14 protein-coding genes are annotated in these 15,795 nt (G+C 30.9%); 3 read left to right on the top strand and 11 right to left on the bottom strand.

The genetic code is table 11. The features are described 5' to 3' along the window. Positions 1-75: 75 nt before the first annotated feature. From NZD85_RS04180 to NZD85_RS04160, 5 genes are read right to left on the bottom strand one after another with little or no spacing between them, the layout of a single operon-like run. Positions 76-1,404 carry a DUF58 domain-containing protein gene (locus NZD85_RS04180; RefSeq protein ID WP_260543614.1) on the bottom strand — a complete coding sequence of 443 codons (1,329 nt, stop codon included), beginning with the start codon at positions 1,402-1,404 and terminating at the stop codon, positions 76-78. Beyond that, positions 1,404-2,393, bottom strand: coding sequence for an AAA family ATPase (locus NZD85_RS04175; RefSeq protein WP_260543611.1), 990 nt, complete (start codon positions 2,391-2,393; stop codon positions 1,404-1,406). The genes NZD85_RS04180 and NZD85_RS04175 overlap by 1 nt, the downstream gene beginning before the upstream one ends. After that, on the bottom strand, positions 2,393-3,625 hold the full coding sequence (locus tag NZD85_RS04170; protein ID WP_260543606.1) for a hypothetical protein: 1,233 nt from the start codon (positions 3,623-3,625) through the stop codon (positions 2,393-2,395). The genes NZD85_RS04175 and NZD85_RS04170 overlap by 1 nt, the downstream gene beginning before the upstream one ends. After that, a complete protein-coding gene (locus NZD85_RS04165; RefSeq protein WP_260543604.1) occupies positions 3,622-4,284 on the bottom strand; it encodes a hypothetical protein in 663 nt (220 codons plus the stop codon). The genes NZD85_RS04170 and NZD85_RS04165 overlap by 4 nt, the downstream gene beginning before the upstream one ends. Further along, positions 4,271-5,266 carry a stage II sporulation protein M gene (locus NZD85_RS04160; RefSeq protein WP_225542557.1) on the bottom strand — a complete coding sequence of 332 codons (996 nt, stop codon included), beginning with the start codon at positions 5,264-5,266 and terminating at the stop codon, positions 4,271-4,273. The genes NZD85_RS04165 and NZD85_RS04160 overlap by 14 nt, the downstream gene beginning before the upstream one ends. A gap of 29 nt (positions 5,267-5,295) precedes the next feature. Here NZD85_RS04160 and NZD85_RS04155 point away from each other — a divergent pair, with 29 nt between their 5' ends. Together NZD85_RS04155 and NZD85_RS04150 are read left to right on the top strand one after the other, a co-directional pair. Further along, the gene (locus tag NZD85_RS04155) at positions 5,296-6,018 is read left to right on the top strand and encodes an RDD family protein (protein WP_260543601.1); all 723 of its coding nucleotides are present in this window, start codon (positions 5,296-5,298) and stop codon (positions 6,016-6,018) included. Positions 6,019-6,047: 29 nt separating this feature from the next. After that, positions 6,048-6,419: a YchJ family protein gene (locus NZD85_RS04150; RefSeq protein ID WP_260543599.1), complete on the top strand. Its 372-nt coding sequence runs from the start codon at positions 6,048-6,050 to the stop codon at positions 6,417-6,419. Between the two features lie 31 nt (positions 6,420-6,450). Here the strand turns inward: NZD85_RS04150 and NZD85_RS04145 are convergent, their stop codons facing one another. Both NZD85_RS04145 and NZD85_RS04140 read right to left on the bottom strand, forming a co-directional pair. Next, positions 6,451-7,017, bottom strand: coding sequence for a hypothetical protein (locus NZD85_RS04145; RefSeq protein WP_171621620.1), 567 nt, complete (start codon positions 7,015-7,017; stop codon positions 6,451-6,453). 14 nt (positions 7,018-7,031) lie between these two features. After that, the gene (locus NZD85_RS04140) at positions 7,032-8,663 is read right to left on the bottom strand and encodes an ABC-F family ATP-binding cassette domain-containing protein (RefSeq protein WP_260543594.1); all 1,632 of its coding nucleotides are present in this window, start codon (positions 8,661-8,663) and stop codon (positions 7,032-7,034) included. 73 nt (positions 8,664-8,736) lie between these two features. On the opposite strand from NZD85_RS04140, the gene NZD85_RS04135 reads away from it, so the two are divergent. After that, positions 8,737-9,447 (top strand): hypothetical protein, encoded by a 711-nt coding sequence (locus NZD85_RS04135; protein ID WP_260543592.1) that lies wholly within the window; start codon positions 8,737-8,739, stop codon positions 9,445-9,447. Between the two features lie 144 nt (positions 9,448-9,591). Here the strand turns inward: NZD85_RS04135 and NZD85_RS04130 are convergent, their stop codons facing one another. The 4 genes from NZD85_RS04130 to NZD85_RS04115 all read right to left on the bottom strand — a co-directional run bounded on the left by NZD85_RS04130 (position 9,592) and on the right by NZD85_RS04115 (position 15,794). Then, on the bottom strand, positions 9,592-12,180 hold the full coding sequence (locus tag NZD85_RS04130) for a T9SS-dependent M36 family metallopeptidase (protein ID WP_260543587.1): 2,589 nt from the start codon (positions 12,178-12,180) through the stop codon (positions 9,592-9,594). Between the two features lie 194 nt (positions 12,181-12,374). Next, a complete protein-coding gene (locus tag NZD85_RS04125; protein WP_260543585.1) occupies positions 12,375-13,256 on the bottom strand; it encodes a Ppx/GppA phosphatase family protein in 882 nt (293 codons plus the stop codon). Beyond that, positions 13,246-15,312, bottom strand: a complete 2,067-nt coding sequence (gene ppk1, locus NZD85_RS04120; protein WP_260543583.1) for a polyphosphate kinase 1 — start codon at positions 15,310-15,312, stop codon at positions 13,246-13,248. Before ppk1 ends, NZD85_RS04125 begins: the two co-directional genes overlap by 11 nt. Next, on the bottom strand, positions 15,309-15,794 hold the full coding sequence (locus NZD85_RS04115) for a SixA phosphatase family protein (protein WP_171621625.1): 486 nt from the start codon (positions 15,792-15,794) through the stop codon (positions 15,309-15,311). The genes ppk1 and NZD85_RS04115 overlap by 4 nt, the downstream gene beginning before the upstream one ends. Position 15,795: the final 1 nt, after the last annotated feature.

Here is a 15,795-nt window from a genome sequence, read left to right as displayed (position 1 = left end):
TGTTAAGATTATTTTGATCAACTTTTAGCAAGAATTGTGCATATTTTTCTAAAAACATAGTTAAAAAAACATTTTTTAAAATAATCCACGCGCTTTAATTTCTAAGTATTTATTGATAAGGTTAATAGATAATTCTTTTGGTTCGCAATAAATGGTTAAAATTCCGAATTGATGCAGACGGTTGATGATTAATTCTTTGTCGTAATTAAATTTTTCTGCAATCGTTTGATCATAAATATCTGTTGTTGTTTTCGCTTTTTGATGATTTAATTTCTTTAATTCCGAATTTTTGAACATAATCAAAACGACTACATGCGATTTTTTAATCAATTTCAAATAAGGTAATTGACGTTCTAAAGCGTCAATTGTTTCAAAATTGGTGTAAATAAATAGGAGTGAACGTTGCGTTAACTTTCGTTTAATGTAAGCATACAATTGTCCAAAATCACTTTCCAAAAAATCGGTTTGTACATTGTATAATTTTTCCAAAATCAATTGCATTTGATGATTTTTTCGATCTGCAACGACATGATCTTGAATTTTTTTGTTGAAAGTAATTAACCCAGCTTTTTCATTTTTTTGGAGTGAAATATTTGCGATGACTAAACTCGAATTAATCGAATAATCTACCAATTTTAAACCATCAAAAGGCATCCGCATCGTTCTTCCCAAATCAATTAACGAATAAACAGGTTGCGATTTTTCTTCTTGAAATTGGTTGACCATTAACCGATTTGCTTTCGCAGTAGCTTTCCAATTAATCAATCTGTATTCGTCACCAGTTGTATAATTTTTAATGTTTTCGAATTCTGTATTGGTTCCAATTTTTCGAATTTTTTTCATTCCAAATTGATTCTGAACTTGAGCAGTTGAATACAACTGAAATTGTTTGAATTGTAGATAGGAAGGATAACAAGCGATCGCTATTAGTTCGTTAACTTTTATCTTTTTCTCAATGAAACCAAAAATAGAAATAAAGACATTTGTACTTCCAAATTTATACGAACCTCTTTCTGTTGGACGAATTTTGAAATCAAATTTGGTGTTCTGACCACTTTTAAATCGTTTTTTCAATTCGAATTCTCTCAATTGCAACTGAAGTGGAAATTCTTCAATAATTCTCACATTTAACGAAAATTGATAATTATTTGTAACTGAAAGTTCTAATTCATTTTCATCTCCATTTGAAAATCGTTCCGGATATTTTCGACTAATTTCTAATGAATTTTTAGGAAGAAAAACCAAAAAAATTTCAAGGATAACGCTCACTATAAATAAGAGTGTTACCATTTTTGCCACCAAGAAAATAGGAGATAAGAAAAAGGCAATCACATAACAAAATGCAACAAAAAATCCCGCATAAAAGAAGCGATTGGTAAGAAATAGGCTTTTGAAAAATTTCATTAACGAGGAATTTCTACACGATCAATAATTTGCTGAATGATATGTTCAGTTGTAAAACCTTCCATTTCTTTCTCAGGAACCATAACAACGCGATGCCCTAAAATTATATGTGCAATTTGTTTGATATCTTCTGGAATTACAAAATCACGCCCATTAACTGCTGCATTTGATTTAGCAGCATCTAAAATGGCAATAGAAGCACGAGGCGAAGCGCCCATGTATAATGTTTGATCGATTCTGGTTTGATGAACAATCGTTGCAATGTAGGTAATCAATGCATGGTGTACAAAAACAGATTTTATTCGATCTTGAAAATCAATGATTTCATTGCCAGTAATTACTTTTTCAATTAACGATTCTTTGTCAATATTTTTGCGTTCTTGTTGTTCTTTTAATAATTCAATTTCACTTTCAAGTGAAGGATATTTAACATATATCTTGAACATAAAACGGTCCAATTGCGCTTCAGGTAATCGATAAGTTCCTTCTTGTTCGATGGGATTTTGTGTTGCAAAAACTAAAAAAGGTGCTTGTAATGGGTAAGTTATCCCATCTACAGTGACTTGTCTTTCTGACATCGATTCGAATAAAGCGGCTTGCGTTTTTGCAGGAGAACGGTTGATTTCATCAATTAAGATAATATTCGAAAAAATAGGACCTTGTTTGAATTCAAATTCATTGATTTTTGAGTTAAGGATAGACGTTCCAATCACATCAGAAGGCATTAAATCTGGTGTAAACTGAATTCTACTAAAACCAGAATCGATGGTTTTTGCCAATAATTTTGCCATCATTGTTTTGGCTACTCCAGGTAAACCTTCTATCAATGAATGTCCGTTCGATAATAAAGACAAAATCAATTGATCAATCACATCGTCTTGTCCAACGATTACTTTTTTCAATTCATTTTTTACAGCTTGCATTTTATGTTGTACATCCGAAAAATCAATTCTATTTTCGAATGGTTGATAAGTATTTTCGTAGTTCATTAGATATTTGCTTTTTGTTTATAGTTTTCGATGATTTGATACACAACTTTCAGGTCGTGTTCATTCGGTTGATTTTTCTGGGAAATATTTTTTAGAATTGTAAAATTTTCAAGGCATTCCTCTTGACTTAAATTTGCTTTTTGTGCGACAAGTTCGATGAATTGTTTATTGGTAATATCATCTGTATCAATTAAAAATGTTTTTCTCAATTTATATAAAAAATAGTCAATTTTCTTTGAAATAATATCTTTTACTTCACCATTTTCTTGGTACAAAGAAGAAATTGTTTTGGCAAATTCCACGGTATGGTTTTCTTCTTTTGTGTAGATTGGAATAATACGTTGTTCGCGTTTACTTCTAAAAATAAGGAAGAGAAAAAGTAAAATCAATAAAGTTGTCCAAGCTGCTTTTAGTGCAGGTTCTGCCATAATAAATCGCATCATCGAAGAACTTCCTGCATAGGTTTTTGAGGTATTGTACCAAAAAATAGTTTTTCCATTTAAGGGTTCTAAAACCGATTTTGCATAAAAATAATTATCTTCATTCAGTAAATAATAATTCGAAAAGTAAAGAGGTTCAGCATGATATAAATAAAAACCTTTATAAGATTCAGGTTTTATTTTCAGGTAATTTGGATAAGTCTTATTTTCATACGTAATAGTTCCAATAACTTCAGAATCAGTTGTGATTTCACTAAAATAATGATGATCAACTTCTTTTTTCTTCTTTATTTTAAATGTTTTGTCCGTTTTAAGTTTAAAACCATTTTTAATGATTTGCGTTTTGTTGTATAGTAAATCTTCTTCGATAACAGTAGAATCCGCATATACAGTGTCAAAAACGATTGCATCATCCAAACCATTCGTATCGTCTCCAAAATTATCGTAATAATCTGCGATGAATACAATACCACCATTTCTGGCAATATTACTTAATAGATTTTTTGCAACAGTATCGAAATAAACTTCTGAGCCGATGACAACAACTGCATAATCTTTTGCCTTTTTAGGGTCGATTTTTAGTTCAGATAGCTTTTCTAAATCATGTACTTTTCCTTTTGATAAATTACCAATTTCTTCGTGCATCACATATAATCCGTAAGGATCTTTACTGTTTTGAACAAGATTTACTTTCCACGATTTAGGTAAATCGTAGCGAAGTTTTTGCATTGAAAAAACAATAAATCCAATCAATAAAACAACGCCAAATAGAATGCTTAATTTTTTCTTCATGAGGCTAAATATTGATTAAATTGATTAAAAATTGATTTGAATTCAGTGTATTTATTCGCATCTAATTGAAATTCTCCGAACCAAACTTGATTAAAAATTTTTGTATTTTGACTGAATGTACGTTGAGCTTTTTCGTCTTTAATTTGATTGATAAATTGTTGATTGGTTTTTTTAGGATTCCATTCAATCCAACCTTTTTTATCTAAATTTTGTAAGTTTTGATAATGTAAATAACGAATTGCTAAAGCGTAATTTTCTTCATTTTCTGCTTTGTTGATTAACGAATCAAGGTTAACATTAACCAAATTCTCTTCTATAAGATCAAAATCAGATTCATCGTATAAATTTTTAGCATTTTTTTTCATGATTCCACCATTTTTGTAAACACGGAACGCTATGAAAATTAGGAATAAACCAATTGTGAAATAAAAAATTATTTCCCAAGGTAAGTAAGTTAGAAATTGTATGATTCTTTCGAATAATTTTGTAAAAAATCCAGGTTCAAATTCTTTTTCAGGTTTTGGAACATCATTATAATCAAAATCTTTTCCAGTATATTTTTCTTTAAATGCTTTAAATTCTGCAGTTTTTTCTTGTGCGAAAATGAAAAGTTGAACGAAAAATAGTGAAATTGTCAAAAATAATTTAAACTGTTTCATTCGATTCCAAAATTTGATTAAACAATTTCGTTTTTTGTCTATTTTTTTGAATAGGAAAAATGATGTAATACCACACAATTAGACATAAAGAAAGCAGGATAACAGCAAGGCTAATAAAAATATTAACATCGTATAAACGTGTGATAAATCCTTCGATAAAACCAGCAAGAATAAACATTGGAACTGTACTTAAAAGAATCATAACAGCTTCTTTTGCTTTGATAATCAGCGATTTTTTTCGGGATAACGTTTTAGGAAACATAAATCCATTTCCTAACATAAGTCCACATGCTCCGGCGATAATAATCACAGAAATTTCGATTGTTCCATGCATCCAAATTGCTGTCATCGCTTTACCAAGAACACCTTCTTTGAAAAACATATAATGAAAAGCGCCTAACATAATTCCGTTCGAAAAAAGAATATATCCTGAGCCAATACTGAAAAATAAACCTAAGGTAAAAGCTAAAAATGCAACACGAATATTGTTTATGGTAATTGCTAAAGAAGAACCCGTTTGGCTTCCCGATTTATAAATTGCTGCCGGATCACCTTTTTTGATGTTCATTAAGGTTTCGTCCACGTATTGATTTCCTAAAATTAAGCGTGTAAAATCGGGATCAAAATGTGAAGATAGAATTCCAATTAAAACTGCTAAAGCAAAGATCAGGAAAGAATATAACAACATTTTATGGTTTTTATACACCACATTTGGGACATCTTCTTTAAAAAATTGTACAAATTGATTGCTTGATGTTCGTTGATCTTTGTAAACTGATTGATGTGCAAACAAGGCTAATTCGTTCAAATAATCCTTCGTTTTACTTTTTGGATAATAAGTTTGAGCAAACGCCAAATCATTTGTAATTTCGATGTAATTTTTTGCTAAAACATCTGGATGAACTTCAATTTTATTTTTTAAATTATGTTCAATATCAGACCATTTAGCCTTATTTTTATCAATAAAATGCGCTTCTCTCATTGTAGAGTAGTTGTTAGTGAATCAAATATATGAATAAACTTTTAGTCAATACACCTCAAAACGTGCAAATCGCTTACAATATTGCACCTATCGGAAAACGATTGCTGGCGTATATTATCGATATGATTATTCGTATCATATTGGTGTATGCATTGGCTTATTTTTCTGATTTTATACCTAACAGAGATGAATGGTTTCTGATGGGGATTTATAGTGTGAATGGATTTATATTTTTGCTGTATCCATTGATTTTAGAGATTTTGATGAAAGGTCAAACGATTGGAAAATGGTTGATGAAAATTCGCGTGATTCGGATAGATGGAAACCGAGCGAATAATTTTGATTATTTTTTACGTTGGGTGATTGGTATAGTTGAGTTGTTTTTATTTGGTGGATTTATCGCATTAATTACGATGATTGTTAATAAAAAAGGTCAACGTTTAGGCGATATTGTGGCGAATACTTGTTTAATTGATTTGAACCCGAAATTAGATTTGTCTCAAACCATTTTTGCCGAAGTTTCAGAATCGTATAAGATTCGTTTTCCAGAGGTTTATCGTTTATCGGATCGTGATATTAATATTGTAAAAGAAAATTTTACATCTGCTTTGGAGAATAATAATTATGATATTCTACTAAAATTAACTCGAAAATTAGAGGAAATCATGGAAGTAAAAAGTGATGGTTTAGGAAATATTGATTTTATACAAGTTGTGATTCAAGATCATTATCATTACCACAAAGACAAGTAAACAGTATCTTTGCATAAAATTTAGAAGAAATGAATTGTCCTTGTTGTTCAGGAAAAGAATATAAAAAATGTTGCGAACCGTTTCATTTAAACAATGAAGTTCCAAAAACGCCAGAGGAATTGATGCGTTCTCGTTATTCAGCATTTTCAAAAGTTTTGCCTAAATATTTGGTTGATACGACGCACGAATCTACCCGAAAAAATAATGATTTTAGTGATATCGAAGATTGGGCAAAATCAAATAAATGGTTGAAGTTAGAAATTGTTTTTGCAAATGCCGATAAAGTTCGTTTTAGAGCTTATTATCAAGATAAACAAGGGGAAATCTATGAGCATGACGAGCTTTCTACATTTGTGCAAGAAAATGGCAAATGGTTTTATGTAGATGGAGAGTTTTATTAAATAATAAAGCCTCTGATAAAGAGGCTTTAAGTTATAGTGTTGAGTTGTTATAACGTGTTAAAATATCCAATAAATCAATATCATCCATGCGTTGATTTTCAATTTCCTTTAATAATTCAGGATGGTCTGCAATCGCTTTATTAAGTTGGTTTTTACGATGATTAAACATGCCCAAAGGAAAAACTTCATTTTTTTCATTAACTAAATAATCATGGTAGCTTATCGAGCCATCCATCGGATGTTGAGAAATTCTTTGATACCATTTTATTTTTCCATCATAAACTAAAACTTTCAATTGATTTCCATCGTTTACATAAGTCACTTTACGATCATATAAGTTAGTGAAAGATAAAGATTTGATATCTTTTGCTTTAATTTTTGCTGTTTTCTTCTTGTTGTCATCAACTAAGATGGATTTTTTATAAAAACTGGCATCGTTAATAAGTTTTTTATTAAATAGATTGACAATTACCATCATTTTTGATTGGATTGTATCATTATTCATCTTCACTAATTCTACATCTACATACCTTTTTTGAGCGTAAGTAAAGCTTGAAATAATCAAGAATAATACAGCAAATAGTTTTTGTTTATTCATATTTTGAAAAGTGTTTATTTTTCTATTTCATTCAATGTTTCCATTTTTTTTGTAGCCAAGAAGCCTTTAATATCTTCAAAATGTTCTTTGACGCGTTTATTTCCAAATTCGAACACTTTTTCTGCTAAACCATCTAAGAAATCACGATCGTGAGAAACTAAAATTACGGTTCCTTCAAACTCTCTCAACGCATCTTTGATGATATCTTTTGTTTTCATGTCCAAGTGATTTGTTGGCTCATCTAAAATTAACACATTATAAGGTTCTAATAATAATTTTACCATCGCCAAACGTGTTTTTTCTCCACCTGACAAAACTTTTACTTTTTTATCGATATCATCGCCTTTGAACATAAATGCACCCAAAATACTTTTGATTTGTGTTCTGATATCACCTTCGGCAATACGATCAACAGTTTCGAAAATAGTCAAATCTTCGTCCAATAATGCAGCTTGGTTTTGAGCAAAATATCCAATTTGAGCATTGTGACCAATTTCTAATTTTCCATTATAATCAATCTCGCCCATAATTGCTTTAATCATTGTCGATTTTCCTTCTCCATTCTTTCCAACCAAAGCAACTTTTTGACCACGTTCAATCACCATATTCGCATCATTAAAGACAATATGATCACCGTAGGATTTGTCTAAATTTTCGACAATAACAGGATATTGACCAGAACGTGCAGCGGGTGGGAATTTCAATTTAAGAGCAGAAGTATCCAATTCATCGATCTCAATTATATCTAATTTTTCTAACATACGAACACGCGATTGCACTTGTTCTGTTTTAGAAAATGTGCCACGAAAGCGCTCGATAAATGCTTTATTTTCAGCAATAAATTTTTGTTGTTCATCATACGCTTTTTGCTGATGAATTCTACGATCTTGACGCAGAACCAAATAGTCGGTGTATTTTGCTTTATAATCATAGATGCGGCCCATCGTTACTTCAATTGTTCGATTGGTAATATTGTCAACAAATGCGCGGTCATGCGAAATAACCATGACAGCTTTGGCTTGATTTTTTAAGAAATCCTCTAACCATTGAATCGATTCGATATCCAAGTGGTTTGTTGGCTCATCCAATAAAATTAAATCTGGTTTGCGTAAAAGAATTTTAGCCAATTCAATTCGCATACGCCATCCTCCAGAAAACTCGGAAGTTGATCGATCGAGGTCTTCTTGCGAAAATCCCATTCCTTTCAAAACTTTTTCTACTTCGGCTTCGTAATTTACTTCTTCTATCGAATAAAATTTTTCGCTTACTTCTGTCATACGCTCGATTAATTTCATGTACGCATCACTTTCGTAATCAGTTCTTACAGTTAATTGCTCATTGATTTCATCAATTTCATTTTTCATCGAAAGATATTCAGCAAACGCTTTTGACGTTTCTTCGCGAACTGTACAATTGTCTTCAGTAAGCAAATGTTGAGGTAAATAAGCGATGATTGCATCTTTTGGCGCTGAAATATTCCCTAAAGAAGGCTTGTTGAGACCTGCAACAATTTTTAGTAAAGTAGATTTACCTGCTCCGTTTTTGCCCATCAAGGCAATTTTGTCATTTTCATTTATCACAAAACTAACTCCACTAAATAACGTTGTAGAACCGAATTGAACGGCAATATCATTAACTGTAATCATATTTTTATCGAATAATTGCGGCAAAGATAATTGAATTATTTTGTAGATTTATTTAATTTTAATAAACACGACATTGAAATATTTATACCTTATTTTCTTCTTTTTATTATTCTTTAATTGTAAAAATAAAGCACAAATAGAAACTTTAGAAACTTCAACATTTAGAAAGAAAAACGATTCTCTTGACTATTTTACAAGAAGATATATTGATGATTCAACTTACTTGGAAAATGGTTTCACTAAAAATCATCTTTTAAAAACTATTGACACGCTTCGTTTATTAGGTAAAAATAAAGAAATAGGAAGTTTAATTGGATGGAGTTCAGATTTATATCATGTAAATGATAAATTAGAAACTGTTGTTATGTCTCAAAATATTAGAATTAATGGAAAAATATATAAGAATCAATATAAAGTTTTTAAACAATCAGAAAACTTAAAAAAAGGAGTTATAAATAATGATTTCAGTTTTTATTATAAACACACGAAAGATTCTATCATTGTAAATATTCCGAAATATATGTTATCAAGCTTTGAAAAATTAGAAACCTACGTTTGCATACTTTGTTCTGATAAATTAGTTAATGACTTTTCAAATAAAGAAATCATAAAAATTTATGATACAGTATTTATAGACAAAAAAGTAAACTCTAGTTCAACAAGTAAATATTTATTCTTTGATCCTAAAAATATTAAACAAAATCAAAATTGTTATTTTCAAGTCTTACAGAAACAAAAAAAAGATAATACAATCATAGAAACTACAATGTATTTTAAAAAATAAAACAAATTAAGAATAATCAAGAAGCTAAATTTTTAGAAATATTGAAACAAAATAATATTCGATTTAATTCAAAAAAAATCATTGAATAAAAAAATCCGAGAAAGTGAAATTTCTCGGATTTATATATAATTTGAAACTTAAAAATTAGTTTTTGATTAATTTTTTTGTAACTGTTCCGTTACTTGTTTCAAATTTTAAGATGTAAATACCTTTTGGTAAATTTTCGGTAGAAATACTTCCTTTTTGACCGTCAAATTTCACTGTTTTAGTTGAAACAACTTTTCCAGTCATATCAACAATATCAACTTTGATATCATTTTTGATAGATTTATCTGTAATATAAACGATATCTTTAGCAGGGTTAGGATACATTTGGAATGTAGATTCTTTGATATCAGACGTAGATAATTTACATTCTAATACATCTGCAGGAGGCATATCAAAAGCTTCTGTACCATCAATTCTACTATTTGCACTTCCTTGTTTTGCGCTGTAACCTAAACCACGATTAGCGAATGCTTCCCAAATATCACACTTGTTAGCACCTTCAAATAATTGCTCATCTGCTTTTAAGATTGCATCGCGACCATCAACAAAACCTGGAGCACAAGGTTGTAGTTTTAGTCCTGTCATTACTAACTGTATAGTCATGTTGTTACCTGCTTTTCCGTTATACATATCTGGAGAGAAGCCATATTTGTTTACCATTTTCCAGTTTAAATCCCAAAGCATAGATGCCCAAACATAACCTGTATTATGAGGAGAGTCACCATTTCCAAAGCTTTTTAATAAACCGTATCTGGCAGGATTAACAGTTTTATCAGTAGAATAGACTGTAGGACGAATACCAGCGCCATCAGGATTTTGACTTGTCGCAAAAGTACCAATACCTCTTTTGGTTGTACTTGTATCTGTTGGTAATTGCGTAATCATCAATCCAAAGAAATCAGACCAACCTTCTCCCATTTGTTCAAGGTTATTTAAACAGTTCGCATTTGTAATAGGACCTGTTAATCGATTAGAAATTCCATGTCCATATTCGTGAGCGATAATACCGTTGTCTAAACTTCCGTCAATATAAGAATCTTCACCTTTTACAAGCGAAGCATTCACAACCGTTTTATTTTCTAATTCTTTTATAATAGCGTCACCGTCTGCTTTGCTAATAGAAATTGCAGGAATTGTAATTGTGGTATCACTACCTGACATATTAATCATTCCAGCGACATTATTTACAATAATAGCTCCTTTTGCTCCTGCGTTTTGTGCGGTTTTTACTTTTGATTCAAAAGAACAATCTCCACGATAGATGACAGCAATTTTATCATTTACTTCTGCTGTGTTAGTAATTGTTCCACATCCATCGTATGGAGTTCCAGTGGTTTCACTTTTTAAAAGTAAAGTTAAGTCTTTTGTTAAAGCTGTAGAAGTCAAAGCTCCTCCCCAAGTAGGGATAGTTGCTTGATATCCACCTGCAATATTTTCGGGTGAATTGATAATAAGTGGTACTGGTGTTTTTTTCCATAGATACATCGCCATTCTTGGAGATCTACCATCTGGCGGAGTAGCAAATGTAGCGTTGTTAATAGCTCCTATTGACAAACCTGTTTGTGCCAATGCAACAACATCATCATTTCCTGTACCACCTTTGTCAAAGTTTTCTTTTTGAAAGTTTCCGTTAGCTTCTGTGAATCCATAGTTGTAGAAAATATCATGCATCATATTGTTCATATAGAACAAGTTTGTAGTTGCAGCTTCCCAATTTGTGTAAGGATGTTCAGTTAAATCCATTGGAAAATCGAAATTCAAATTATTTCCACCGTCAGCATAATCGGTATCTTTTAATGTGATTGTGTTGTATGCAGAATTATAAGTTTGATATCCAATAGAATTATGATCTCTTACAGCTCGCACGTTATTACCTTCTGTTCTTGTTTTTATTGTTGAATCTGCTGTATTGTGCCAACCGTTAGGAGAAGCTACAGCGTTAAAAACAGAGGAATTGGCAAAAGATCTTCCTCCACGATTAGGAGCTTCTAAAGGTAATTGGTAAACATTGTATTGAGGAGCAGCTGCATTATTAACGTCACTATATAACCAATCCCAATCTGCTTTATTGAATGTTGCTAAATTCTCATTATGAAAAGATCCATGGTCAAATCCACAACTTAATGTGTTGTTATGTTTTTCGATAATTTCGCCATTCATTGCATTGATGACAACATGAATGATATCGTTTTGGTTTTCTTTTACTAATTGATAACTAAATGTATAGCTTAAGATTGCTTGATTATCTTCATTAATGTAATAAACAAGTTCAGCAGACTCTTCATTAGAGAAATAAATTCCTTCTTGAGTTGAGTTGGTATTAGATAAAATTTTTAAACCTTCAAATTGTGCGGCTTTGTTCAAAGCATCGTCCATACTAAGAGCAGGAGAAATGTTGGCATTATTTAAAGAAATATTAAAATTCTCTGATGAAGTTTTAGAGATGACTTGGTTTTCCTTAATAATATAAGTTGAGTAACTGTTATAAATCGGAATACCTTGATAAGTTCTTTGCGTGTAAACTCGTTGTGTGGCGTTGTCATTAATTGTTTGAGCAAATTTGTACTCAACATTACCAGCTATTGCCTTCGTTTCGTAATTATCTACAATTTGCTCTGCCGTTTGGGCGTGCGCAGCCATAGATAAAACAAACGCTGAAAATAGCAGCGTTAAATTTTTCTTCATTTCAATATTGTGTTAATTCGAAAACTAAATTAATGATTAGATTTTGAAGAAAAAAGTTGCAAATTAAAAATAAAAGCAGTTAAATTATAAGGCAAAGCTCTTTGAGGAAGTCTGAATAATAAACTCATTTAATAGAGTTTTGTAGAAATAAAAAAGGTCAGAATTCGTTCTGACCAAAATTAAATAAGTTTTTATTATAAATTTTTATAAATTTCTCGAATAACTCCATCAGAAAGTCCAACTTTTGGAACATGTATTTTTTTTGCATGCGACCATTTTAGCACATTATTATATATTTCTAAAGCATATACAACAACATCTGCACGATCGGGTTTCATATTAAAGTTTTGCATTCGTTCTTCAGCAGTCATGCTTTGTAGGGTTTGGTAATGTTTTTTAACATAAGTACTGCTTAATGGCATTCCCAATTTTACTCCCGAATATTTGTACACATGGTTGATATTTCCTCCAGAACCAATTAATTCTATTTCATCATGTCCAATGTTTTCTTGAATCCATTCTTTCATTTCTTCAAAAGTAGTTGGAGCAACTTTGTTTTCTAATAAACGAACAGTACCAACTTCAAATGATTTTGATGTAAAAACCTTGTTATCTTTTAATAAAGTTAATTCAGTACTACCACCACCAACATCCACATATAAATAGATTTTTTTATCTTTGATAAATGCACCTAATTCGGTATTAAAAAGTAATTCTGCTTCTGTTTTTCCATCAATAATTTCGATGTTAATGCCAGACTTTTTCATCACTTTTTTAGCTACTTCATTGCCATTTTTTGCTTCGCGCATAGCAGAAGTTGCATAAGCTTTATATATTTCTACATCATAAACTTTCATCATTAAGGCATACGATAACATGGCATCACAAATACGTTCCACGTTATTTTCGCAAATTTGTCCATCAATAAAAACGTCATGTCCCAAACGAATTGGCATGCGGACAATACTCGTTTTATTAAAAATAGGTGCACGACCTTCTTCTTCATAAACATAATTAATCAACAACCGCATAGCGTTAGAACCTATATCAATTGCGCCTAATTTTCTAATCTTCATTTTCTTGTTCGTTTAATTCTTTTAAATATTCGTAGGTTGTGTATTGAGAGCGATTTGGTTTTTTATTATTTCGTTTATATTCTAACGATGATGCCGCTGTAATTTTACGGCCTTTTATATTATCTTCAAAGCTAAGGTTAAACGTATCCATGACTATTTTCTTGAATTTATGATCGTAAATTGGACAAGCCACTTCGACACGGTTATCTAAATTTCGTTCCATCATATCAGCCGAAGAAATATAAACTTTATCATCGCCTGCATTTTTGAACCAATAAATTCGTGGATGTTCCAAAAATTTATCAATTACACTTACACATTCGATATTTTCGGATAGATTTTTAACTCCTGGAATCAAACAATTAATTCCACGAACAACCAAACGTACTTTCACACCTTTCTGTGATGCTTTATATAATAAATCGATGATTTGTTTATCGCTTAAACTATTTAGTTTCATATTGATTTCGGCAGGTAAACCAGCTTGATGATTTTTAACTTCTCGCTTAATCATCTTTACAATTTTTTTGCGCGTTCCATAAGGTGAAACCAATAAATGATTGTAGGTTAAATTTAAATAGTTTGCTCCGAAAAATTTAAAAATCTGTTCTACATCTTTCGTGATTCCAGGATTTGTTGTGAAATATGTGTAATCCGTATAAATCTTTGCTGTTCCTGCATGAAAATTACCTGTGCTGATAAATACATATTTATGAGCTAAACCATTATCAGGCTTACGCTCAATGTAACCAATTTTCGAATGTACTTTCAGTCCAGGAACTCCGAAAATAACATTAACACCAGCTTCCTGTAATTTCTTTGACCACATGGCGTTGTTTGATTCATCAAAACGTGCGCGAAGTTCTAAAACAGCAGTAACTTCTTTGCCATTCATTGCAGCGTTTATCAACGAATGCATCACTTGCGAATCTTTGGCAACACGATAAATAGTGATTTTAATTTTTGTTACTTTAGGATCAATTGCGGCTTCTCTCAAAAATTTTAATAGCAACGAATAATCGTGATATGGTGCCATCATCATTTGTTCGTTTTCAGAAAAAGCCTGAAAATAACTGTTGTAGCTAAATGGTTTATTCTGAATAATTGGTTTGATTTTATCATATGTTAAACCAGAAATATCAAAGCTTGGAAAACTCATCAAATCGCGTTTGTTGTGGTATTTTCCTCCTGGATTGATACTGTCATATTCGTCAAGTCGTAATTTTTTCAAGAAAAATTTTAGTGTATCTGGCGCAATTTCGGCATCGTACACCAATCGAACAGGAACTCCTTTTTTACGATTTTCTAAACTGTTGATTACTTTTTCTAATAAACTATGTTCTAAGTCATTATCAAAATCGAGTTCACTGTCGCGCGTAATTTTAATTGAATGTGCTTCGATTGATTCGAAATCAAACATCTTGAAAATATCTTTCAAATGATAACGAATAATATCTTCCAAGTACATCACATACGTATTTTCGTCAAACTTTGGAAGCACGATAAAGCGTGGAAATAAATGGGTTGGCACAATCAAAAGAGCATATTGAATTTTATCTTTTAATTGCATTTTGACAGCTAAATAAAACGATCCATCACGCAAAGGCGGTGCTTTTTTGATGTCGTCTAAAATAAATACACCAACAGTATGAATAAATTCGTTATAAAAATATTCGGAAATAAATTCTAAATAATTTTCTGGAATAGAAGTGTCATCAATTACAAAAATGTTGTGATTTTCTAATTCTTTGAACAATTGATTGTGTAAATCATCGTACTGAACACGCTGTTGACGAACAATTTCATTAATTTCGTCAATCAATTCTTCATCGGTTTGATCGGGTACAATATTTTGGTAAACAATTTCAACGTCTTTGAACTGTATTGAACGCAAAATTGTTGAATAGCGAACAGAATAAAATTCGTCTAAATTATTAGAATAAATTCCCAAAAAACGAATTCGTTCTAACAATGGAACAGTTTCGTCAGAAGCTTCTTGCAACACACGTGCATTGAAAGAAAGCCAGCTGATTTCTCGGTTGATGTATTTTTTCATTTAATTTCTTTAGGTGTAATTATTTTCATGGTTTTACCTTTTGCAATCGTTTTCCAATTATCTGAATCGAATTGTATCCATACAAATCCAGATGTTGGGAGATTGTAAATCATTTCGTTTCCTAATTGATTTGTAATGTCGGTAAACGCAGGATTATGTCCAAAAATAAGAACATTTTGCAATTGATTGTCCAAATTTCTAATCCATTTATCTAATAAATAATGAGAAAATGTATATAAATCATCTTCGATATGAATTATTTGCGAGGGAAAAAGAATTGGTTTGACCAATTGAGAAGTTTCTTTAGCTCGAACGGCTTTGCTCGAAAATACTTGGTCAAAGTTTAGTTCAAAATTTTCGTTTAAATAGTGCGCAATTTTTTTCGTTTTCAATTCACCAATGTCAGTAATAGAACGGAATTGATCAGACACATTTTCGTTCCATTTACTTTTTGCATGACGCATTAAAAATAAATTTTTCATA

This window comes from Empedobacter stercoris (assembly GCF_025244765.1).
Lineage (GTDB): Bacteria > Bacteroidota > Bacteroidia > Flavobacteriales > Weeksellaceae > Empedobacter > Empedobacter stercoris.
Note: the sequence above shows the minus strand (reverse complement) of the source record. Positions and strands in the feature narration are given on the sequence as shown.

Excerpts from the sequence above, each read along its gene's own strand:
- NZD85_RS04155 (WP_260543601.1), top strand. The coding sequence starts at position 5,296 with ATGAATAAACTTTTAGTCAATACACCTCAAAACGTGCAAATCGCTTAC.
- NZD85_RS04130 (WP_260543587.1), bottom strand. The coding sequence starts at position 12,180 with ATGAAGAAAAATTTAACGCTGCTATTTTCAGCGTTTGTTTTATCTATG.
- NZD85_RS04180 (WP_260543614.1), bottom strand. The coding sequence starts at position 1,404 with ATGAAATTTTTCAAAAGCCTATTTCTTACCAATCGCTTCTTTTATGCG.
- NZD85_RS04145 (WP_171621620.1), bottom strand. The coding sequence starts at position 7,017 with ATGAATAAACAAAAACTATTTGCTGTATTATTCTTGATTATTTCAAGC.
- NZD85_RS04140 (WP_260543594.1), bottom strand. The coding sequence starts at position 8,663 with ATGATTACAGTTAATGATATTGCCGTTCAATTCGGTTCTACAACGTTA.
- NZD85_RS04165 (WP_260543604.1), bottom strand. The coding sequence starts at position 4,284 with ATGAAACAGTTTAAATTATTTTTGACAATTTCACTATTTTTCGTTCAA.
- ppk1 (WP_260543583.1), bottom strand. The coding sequence starts at position 15,312 with ATGAAAAAATACATCAACCGAGAAATCAGCTGGCTTTCTTTCAATGCA.
- NZD85_RS04125 (WP_260543585.1), bottom strand. The coding sequence starts at position 13,256 with ATGAAGATTAGAAAATTAGGCGCAATTGATATAGGTTCTAACGCTATG.
- NZD85_RS04150 (WP_260543599.1), top strand. The coding sequence starts at position 6,048 with ATGAATTGTCCTTGTTGTTCAGGAAAAGAATATAAAAAATGTTGCGAA.
- NZD85_RS04115 (WP_171621625.1), bottom strand. The coding sequence starts at position 15,794 with ATGAAAAATTTATTTTTAATGCGTCATGCAAAAAGTAAATGGAACGAA.
- NZD85_RS04160 (WP_225542557.1), bottom strand. The coding sequence starts at position 5,266 with ATGAGAGAAGCGCATTTTATTGATAAAAATAAGGCTAAATGGTCTGAT.
- NZD85_RS04170 (WP_260543606.1), bottom strand. The coding sequence starts at position 3,625 with ATGAAGAAAAAATTAAGCATTCTATTTGGCGTTGTTTTATTGATTGGA.
- NZD85_RS04175 (WP_260543611.1), bottom strand. The coding sequence starts at position 2,393 with ATGAACTACGAAAATACTTATCAACCATTCGAAAATAGAATTGATTTT.